8 protein-coding genes are annotated in these 7,580 nt (G+C 40.6%); 3 read left to right on the top strand and 5 right to left on the bottom strand.

Annotated elements, in window-relative coordinates:
* Positions 1 to 276: 276 nt before the first annotated feature.
* From CEX98_RS04355 to CEX98_RS04335, 5 genes are all read right to left on the bottom strand, one after another.
* Entirely contained in the window at positions 277 to 786 is a 510-nt protein-coding gene (locus CEX98_RS04355; RefSeq protein WP_099640895.1) for a hypothetical protein, read from the bottom strand.
* 342 nt (positions 787 to 1,128) lie between these two features.
* Positions 1,129 to 1,623 carry a GNAT family N-acetyltransferase gene (locus CEX98_RS04350; RefSeq protein WP_099640894.1) on the bottom strand — a complete coding sequence of 165 codons (495 nt, stop codon included), beginning with the start codon at positions 1,621 to 1,623 and terminating at the stop codon, positions 1,129 to 1,131.
* 252 nt (positions 1,624 to 1,875) lie between these two features.
* Positions 1,876 to 2,304, bottom strand: a complete 429-nt coding sequence (locus CEX98_RS04345; protein WP_099640893.1) for a hypothetical protein — start codon at positions 2,302 to 2,304, stop codon at positions 1,876 to 1,878.
* 121 nt (positions 2,305 to 2,425) lie between these two features.
* Positions 2,426 to 2,917 (bottom strand): hypothetical protein, encoded by a 492-nt coding sequence (locus tag CEX98_RS04340; protein WP_099640892.1) that lies wholly within the window; start codon positions 2,915 to 2,917, stop codon positions 2,426 to 2,428.
* Positions 2,918 to 3,222: 305 nt separating this feature from the next.
* On the bottom strand, positions 3,223 to 3,939 hold the full coding sequence (locus tag CEX98_RS04335) for a type 1 glutamine amidotransferase (RefSeq protein WP_099640891.1): 717 nt from the start codon (positions 3,937 to 3,939) through the stop codon (positions 3,223 to 3,225).
* A gap of 98 nt (positions 3,940 to 4,037) precedes the next feature.
* Here CEX98_RS04335 and CEX98_RS04330 point away from each other — a divergent pair, with 98 nt between their 5' ends.
* From CEX98_RS04330 to CEX98_RS04320, 3 genes are all read left to right on the top strand, one after another.
* Complete coding sequence (locus tag CEX98_RS04330) at positions 4,038 to 4,829, top strand: AraC family transcriptional regulator (protein WP_099640890.1); 792 nt, start codon at positions 4,038 to 4,040, stop codon at positions 4,827 to 4,829.
* Positions 4,830 to 4,950: 121 nt separating this feature from the next.
* Positions 4,951 to 6,855 carry a S9 family peptidase gene (locus CEX98_RS04325; RefSeq protein WP_099640889.1) on the top strand — a complete coding sequence of 635 codons (1,905 nt, stop codon included), beginning with the start codon at positions 4,951 to 4,953 and terminating at the stop codon, positions 6,853 to 6,855.
* 144 nt (positions 6,856 to 6,999) lie between these two features.
* Positions 7,000 to 7,401: a hypothetical protein gene (locus CEX98_RS04320; protein ID WP_099640888.1), complete on the top strand. Its 402-nt coding sequence runs from the start codon at positions 7,000 to 7,002 to the stop codon at positions 7,399 to 7,401.
* Positions 7,402 to 7,580: the final 179 nt, after the last annotated feature.

Raw genomic sequence — 7,580 nt, 5'->3', positions numbered from 1 at the left:
GAATTAAGCAGGTTAACTAACAGGTTTTAAGCTGCTGTCTTGGCTGCAAACTCGTTTGCTCTGCTATAGTCACCGCTGCATCTAAATTGAATATGCCAATTAACCGCATAAATTAAATCGCGGACACCCACCATAACATAGGTGAAAATTATAGTGGGTGTCAGTGTTATTCTACCTTCAGTGTTATTCTAGCATGCTGTTGCATCTCACTTGCACCTTACTTAAAGGCTGGTTCAATGTAGACAAATAACGATGGGTGTCACGGTCAACTCTTTTTCAATATTGAGTATATTTGTACTCTTTTTTTGTTTTGCGCCATATATATATTCCGCCAATCAAGAATAGAGCAACAATAAAAGGTGTTAACTTGTTGTCTAGCTTCCAAGCTTGTTCAGACTCTTCATACGACCGAACAAGCTGTCCATTCACTTTTAACTCAAAAAAATTATAATACTTCTTCGAAGAATAGATCGGCGAATGTGTATCAGAAGCCTCAAATAAAATAGTAACAAGTTGACCTTTTGATTTCAAAAGAGCCTGTTCAACAGCGCCTTGCCCATTTGATTTTGATGGATAATTAAAATTCATTGGGTCATTAACAAACCCGAAGCGTATTCCATAGTCGTATGCTTGAACCCAATCTACAAAACCACTTTTTTCCACGAGGCTACTTTTGAAAGGAAAACCACTATTAACCTGATTTAAATTTACAAATCCTATGGAGAGACCTAACGTTATGCCAATAGCTGATAAAAATAAATTTTTATAATACGTGAATTTCGTCATGTCGTAACCCCATGGTTTCAGATAATAAGTGCGACACTTATAGAGAGGTGTGAAAGAGAAGGCTAACTGCCGAAAGTGGTACGCTCTTTTTGTCAAATAAACAAGCACTACTACTATGAGTCATAAGCTGTTGGCCGAGGGGAAAAGATACCAGATCTTAGCCTTTTTTGAACTGGGTATTTCAACTTCTGAAATCTCCAAAAAAGTAAAGTGCCATCGCGCGACGTTGTATTCGCTTATCACATAACGGCGCAGGGCTCGTTCAACACTCGGATAAGGTCGCGGCTTCGCGCGTCTACTCTTTTCTGTTATGCCTACTTGATCGGAGAAGGTTCATATGTGTTAGGCATTTGTGATGACAAATTCGTGAAAGTCTTCTGTTTCAGAAGGCTCTAATTTATCAATAAGTGCCACATTTAATTGAGTAAACAAATTACTCCAAAATTTCAACGCTAAGCTGTCGTTTAAGTAGACCGCTACATGCCATTGATTAGTTCCAGATTGCATCAAGTGTTGAATGGTAAATTTTGCGATGCCTTGCTTTCGGTATTTAGGAAGAATAAAAATATCGGCTAACTCCGGCATTTCCTTGCCCATGATCTTGGTTGGCTCAACGGCAGCAAAGCCCGCAACCCGGTCGGCAACGACAATAAGGTAAGCGGCACACTCTTCTTCACCACGCACAACAGAGCCAAGATATTCTTCATCGATATCAAAGCGACCGTCAGAACCAACATCTTCTAGATTAAATGAGCTCTGATGGTATTGGTAAAACTGCCACAACATACTTAATGCAGCACTATCAGCAATTTCAGCTTTCCGTATTGTGATTTCCATTTGATACCTAACACTTTAGTATTTATGCGACACCTAGCTTGTGTAGCATGATCGATTGTTGAACAGAGCTACTACCCTGAGCAATTAAGCAGGTTAACTAACAGATTTTAAGCTGCTGTCTTGGCTGCAAGCTCATTTGCTCTGCTTTAGTCACCGCTGCATCCAAATTGAATATGCCAATTAACCGCATAAATTAAATCGCGGACACCCACCATAACATAGGTGAAAATTATAGTGGGTGTCAGTGCTAGCCTAGTCTAGTGCCTTGTTAGTATTAATTTTTCCCATTTCTTCTTGATCTAATGCCCAAATATGAACTCTTTCTAGTTTAACCTTTGCGACACTAGCAGAAATCACAAAGGCTACAGGAGCCATTAGATAGAGAAATGGATTTAAACTTAGCAGGTAACAACCTATCAAATGAACTAAAACACCAAGACAGCCGACCGGTAGACGGTGCTTAAACTTGTAACTACGACCAACAAATCTAGCAGCAAAACCAACCATCGCAGGAGGAATAGCAAACATTATATAAAGCGCACCTCCCATATCTGCGAATAGAAAGTACATTGAAACAGCAGGGATTAAAGCAAAAAAAGCAGCGAAAAAGCCATAGACAGGTTTTTCATTTGCCCTTAATGCAACTAGCGCGTTTACCATTTCTTCTTCTGAAAATCTCAAATTTATCTCCACTCTTTCTTTAACACTAACGCCTTTATAAACGGCGAAAAATAGCCGGGTAATTTAAGTGAAAAAGGAGCGAAAGCCAAGCGTTTTGCGTCTAATTATCATTATTGCCTTGTTATACAACTTTTAACTCATGAGTCCAATCTTTCCATGAAATCGACTTGCCCGGTAATGCTATTTTTGAGAAAGGCCACACTGATTGAAGCCAATTTAAGACAGTCTGATAAAGTATTTTTTCTAACGCAATACTATCATCTCGAATCCACAAGTAGACTTCGCAGTCATAATTTAGTGAACGGCTTGGATCTATATAAACAGAGCCTAGGCATTTTTCTTTTGAATTGTTAAATACGGAATATGCAAAAGCATCCCTTGATTCAAATTCTTGTTTATGAGCCCTTAAGCTTTCTATATTTTCTTCGAGGGTCATATTAACTTTAGGCCACTCAGTTTTAGGGCCAAATATTCCTTGTAGCCTTTTTTGACTGGACATTACAGCTTCAAAGTCTAACTCAGCAACTTCTTCTTCAAGCACTCTGAAGTGAAAATTTTCACTATCAAATAACGTCGGAGGCTTGAACGATTCAGGAATAAAAGGATTGGGCATACTTTGGGCTATCCGTAGTCGTATAACATTTAAGTATTTATGCGACACACAGTTTGTGTCGCATAATCGCTTGTTGGGTTGAGCCGCTACCTGCTCGGTGTGACAGAGTTGGTGTCGTTTATGCTATGGCTTACCTAGAAAAATAGGCTTTTTAGAGGCTTCAGCGCTCTTAGTTAGTTTAATCAGCTTAGCTATTTGTTATGTAAGCTTTCCCTACATTGCTCAACGCTTATTATGTATTCATTACACCTAAATTTGGCTGGATAAGCAATTATATTTTATAAGTATAATAGTATGATTAACACTCATTTTTCTGATTTATAAAAGCTTTCTAACTTATCTAAAAAACCATACAGTTTTTGGTTCATTTCGTCATAGTTATGATTCAGTAAAACCTCTGGCTCATCTACAAATCGATACTGTAAAGCGTCACTTAAGTCGTCATTTTCAATCAGTAATGCGACGATATCTTTGGTAAATTCCATATGGCACTGAAATCCATATACTAGGTTGCGATAGGCGACAATTTGCCTTGGGCACCCTGCGCTATATGCAATCACTTGTGCGCCATTGGTGAGTCCTGGCATATCATTATGCCAATGGCCAACATCCAACACTTTTCCAAAATGGCTGAATAGTGGGTGTGTCATCCCAGCTTCCGTTAAGGTTATCGGGTATTTTCCTATTTCACGTTCAGGGCTAGATTCAAATGCTGCACCTAGCGCTTCACCAATGAGTTGCGACCCTAGGCATATGCCAAGCACAACTTTTCCGGCGGTAATCGAGTTCAAGATGACTTCTTGTTCACCTTTTGTATCGAAGTGTGGGCATTGCTCAATAGTTGTTGCCGGATCTTGAGGTCCTCCCATTACAATCAAAAAATCTAAGTCTTCGATATTTTTTGGGAGAGATTCGCCTTGATAAACTCGCGAATAGGTAATGGTATGACCGCGTTTATTTGCCCACGATTCATAGGCCCCGGGCGCTTCAAAATGTTCATGAACGATAAAGTGAATATGCATCTTTGTGCCTTTTAATTAACGATAGGCTGTAGATGGTATATTAAATTTGGATGGCGTAACTTATACTAACAGACGTTTAATGTTGATAAGTCGCCAAGATGCAAGCTAATGACCTCATCAAAGGTTCTTCTGATAAACAAATCGTAACTAAAGCGATTAATATGGCTTCTGGCTATATTGATGACTTCCACTCACATTCGTGGCATCAAATTGTGTTTCCTTTGCAGGGGCTGCTGCAATCAAGTATCGGCGATAAAAGCGGGATCGTACCTCACAATGGTATGCTCTACATACCTGCAAATACAGTGCATAAATCCATAGCGATTACAGATACACAGTTTTTGGCGATTTACCTTAATCCCGACAAATATGTTCAGTATGGAGACGAACCAAAAACCTGTCTGGTAACGCCATTTATTAAAGCATTAATACTGCTTCTATTCGAAAACAAGACGCTCACTCAAGCACAGTCCAATATCACACATTTGCTAACGGTATTGCGGGATCAAATCGAGATCGCAAAACGTTATGAAATACCCCTACTCATACCTACCGATAAACGTCTTTTATCCATTTTCTTACAGCTTAAAGAGCAACCGGATCTACCATTTACGTTAAAGGAATGGGCAACAAAAGTTGGGGCTTCTGAGCGCACTTTGTCGCGATTGTGCTCAAGAGAGTTTTCCCAATCATTTTCACGGTGGAGGCAAAATGTAAGGTTAGTTTTATCTTTGCAATTGTTAGAGTCGCAAAAGAGCATACAGGAAATTGCTATCGAGTTGGGATACGCTTCTGACTCTGCATTTGTACAAGCGTTTAAGAAATTGTTTAACCAAACACCGAGAAAGTACCGTATTGCCAACCTTCAGCACAATGTAAATTCATTTTGAACAACTTATGCTACTAGCATGTGACTCGCGCTATAGGCGCAAATATCTTATCGCGAATGCTTTTAAGTTCTGCTGGGTTTATGTAGTCTATTCTGGTTTTGATTATTGGAGGCATTTCGCGATGTTGCGAATTCTTTTATGTGCTAGCTTAGGATTAGCACCAAGTTTTGGGTTAGTTGCCAAAGAGGTAATGACCCCAGACAAGCTTTGGCAAGTAAAGCGCGTAAGTGCGCTTGGGTTATCTAAAGACAACACCCATGTAATTTATCGAGTTACAACGCCAAGCGTTGAAAACAATGATTTTGATAGCAAAGTTTATCAAGTGCCGTTAAAGGGTGGGGCGTCTCAGCTTTTAAGCGCGTATCAAGGAATATTGTCAGACGACAACATTTCACCAGATGGCAGCAAAAAACTATTTCATGACACCGTTAATGTTGAAGCTGTGCTCGCTACGGATAGACATAAAGCGCTTACGCAAGCAGATGCGTATGTATTTGATGATTTAAACTACCGCCATTGGGATACTTGGAAAGACGGCAGTGTTAAACATGTGTTCTATCAGGATCTAATCACAGAAGAAAAAGTCGACATCATGAAAGGGATGCCTTTTGATAGTCCGACGTCACCATTTGGTGGTTCAAGCGATTATGTTTGGGGTCCAAAAGGTGAAAATATCTACTATGTCAGTAAAAAGCTGACTGGCGCAGAGTATGCGAGCAGTACCAACACAGATATTTACCGTTATAACTTAGGCAGTAAGAAAACCACCAATCTAACCGAGCAAAACTTGGGGTATGATAAAAGCCCTGAGTTCTCGTCGACAGGGCAACTGGCTTTCTTACGTATGGATGAGCCCGGTAACGAGGCGGATAAAAATGACATCATCGTTAAGCAGGGTGACAGAGAAATCAACCTAACTGCGCATTGGGACGGCACAGTAAGTAGTTTTGAGTGGAGTCATGACGGTAAGCATATTTATTTTATTGCACCAATTGACGGGACAATCCAGCTATTTCAAGTAGCGGTGAACACCAAAGCCAAAGCCAAACCAAAAATTAAGCAGCTAACCAAGGGCATGTTTGATGTTAATAGCATTGTAGCAGCTCTAGACGATAAGTTAGTTGTTACTCGCAATAGCATGAATCAAGCAAAAGAGATCTTCCGCTTTGATCTGAATAGCAAAAAGCTCGTTGCACTGACAAATGTGAACGAGGCGCTTTATGCTGATTTGGATTTACCTCACGTTGAAAAGCGAATGGTGAAGACAAAAGACGGCGAAGAAATGCTAACCTGGGTTATCTACCCACCTAATTTTGATAAGCGTAAGCAATATCCAACGCTGCTATACCTTCAAGGTGGCCCGCAGTCACCGTTATCACAGTTCTATTCCTTCCGCTGGAACTTCCAAGTGATGGCATCACAAGGGTATATTGTGGTTGCGCCAAACCGTCGTGGTATGCCAGGGCACGGTGTGAAATGGAACAAAGACATCAGCCAAGATTGGGGTGGTAAGGTAATGCAAGATTACCTTGATGCAATCGACGATGTTGCGAAAGAGTCATACGTTGACAACAAACGTATCGCGGCAGTTGGCGCAAGCTTTGGTGGCTACTCTGCGTTTTACTTAGCTGGCAATCACGATGGTCGTTTCAAAACCTTTATCGCGCACTGTGGCATTTTTGATTTGCGCAGTATGTACGGCACAACCGAAGAAATGTTCTTTGTGAACAACGAATTGGGTGGCGCGTACTGGGAGCAAAACAATGCGGCCATCAGCAAAGCATACAATCAGTTTAACCCAATCAGCTATGTTGATAAGTGGGATGCGCCGATGTTCGTGATCCATGGTGGTAAAGACTACCGTGTACCGCTGAGCCAAGGTATGCAAGCCTTCCAAGCCGCTAAATTGCGTGGCTTGAAAAGCCGTTTTCTTTATTTCCCTGAAGAAAACCACTGGGTACTGACACCGCAAAACGGAATAGTCTGGCAGCGTGAATTCTTCAAGTGGTTAGAAGAAACTTTATAATTGATGTCACGACTAGTTAAGAACATGCCAGATCGCACAGTGTGTAGTCTGGCATTTTTGTTTTGCAGTGTTACCTTGGTGCTGCGCAAGTATTTTTTGTGCCCAAAAATTGAATTAGTTAAAGGAAAATAGGAGGGAAATTAAATGATTAGAAGGATAATAACTGGACTGTGGTTACTTGCGTTCGCTGTCAATACTCAGGCAGCTGAAGAAGCGTTAACGATTGATAGCGTAGTGCCTAACAATATGGAATTGGCTTTTCCGAATGATGCCAATATTTACCCAGATATCAGTGATTTCAAGGTACTTAACGCGGTATTGATGAGTAACGAAAGCGGTGAGCGCTGGGCAATGATCACGGTTAAAAATCAATCGAGCGGACGTCGAACATTAACACAAAAACACCTGCTGGCACTAACAGCAAACGGGCAAAGGATCGCGCCAATGAAACTTTCTGAAAGCTTTGATGGCGGAGAAACGCTCTCAATAACATTGGCTTTCGGTGAGAACAAGTTTCCGTTGCTTAACGTGTATACGCGCAATTAATAAGCTTTCACATCACATTTTACAATGAGTAGCACTATACTAAACGTCGCGATTTAGGTAGCCGTGTTAACACCTGATGTTTAGCCTCTAACAAACTCGGATTGATCCACATCAGCAATTAATCAATAAAAAATAAGTAATGCATCAAGTTTTAAAAGTTTTTATTTCATAAGCTTAGC

The sequence above is a fragment of the Pseudoalteromonas piscicida genome, from assembly GCF_002744175.1.
In the GTDB taxonomy this organism is placed as follows: Bacteria; Pseudomonadota; Gammaproteobacteria; order Enterobacterales; family Alteromonadaceae; genus Pseudoalteromonas; species Pseudoalteromonas piscicida_B.
This window is presented reverse-complemented; position numbering and strand designations above follow the sequence as displayed.

What these genes read in the sequence shown, in the direction of transcription:
- CEX98_RS04340 (WP_099640892.1), bottom strand. Translation starts at nt 2,917, where the DNA reads ATGCCCAATCCTTTTATTCCTGAATCGTTCAAGCCTCCGACGTTATTT.
- CEX98_RS04325 (WP_099640889.1), top strand. Translation starts at nt 4,951, where the DNA reads ATGTTGCGAATTCTTTTATGTGCTAGCTTAGGATTAGCACCAAGTTTT.
- CEX98_RS04355 (WP_099640895.1), bottom strand. Translation starts at nt 786, where the DNA reads ATGACGAAATTCACGTATTATAAAAATTTATTTTTATCAGCTATTGGC.
- CEX98_RS04350 (WP_099640894.1), bottom strand. Translation starts at nt 1,623, where the DNA reads ATGGAAATCACAATACGGAAAGCTGAAATTGCTGATAGTGCTGCATTA.
- CEX98_RS04330 (WP_099640890.1), top strand. Translation starts at nt 4,038, where the DNA reads ATGCAAGCTAATGACCTCATCAAAGGTTCTTCTGATAAACAAATCGTA.
- CEX98_RS04320 (WP_099640888.1), top strand. Translation starts at nt 7,000, where the DNA reads ATGATTAGAAGGATAATAACTGGACTGTGGTTACTTGCGTTCGCTGTC.
- CEX98_RS04335 (WP_099640891.1), bottom strand. Translation starts at nt 3,939, where the DNA reads ATGCATATTCACTTTATCGTTCATGAACATTTTGAAGCGCCCGGGGCC.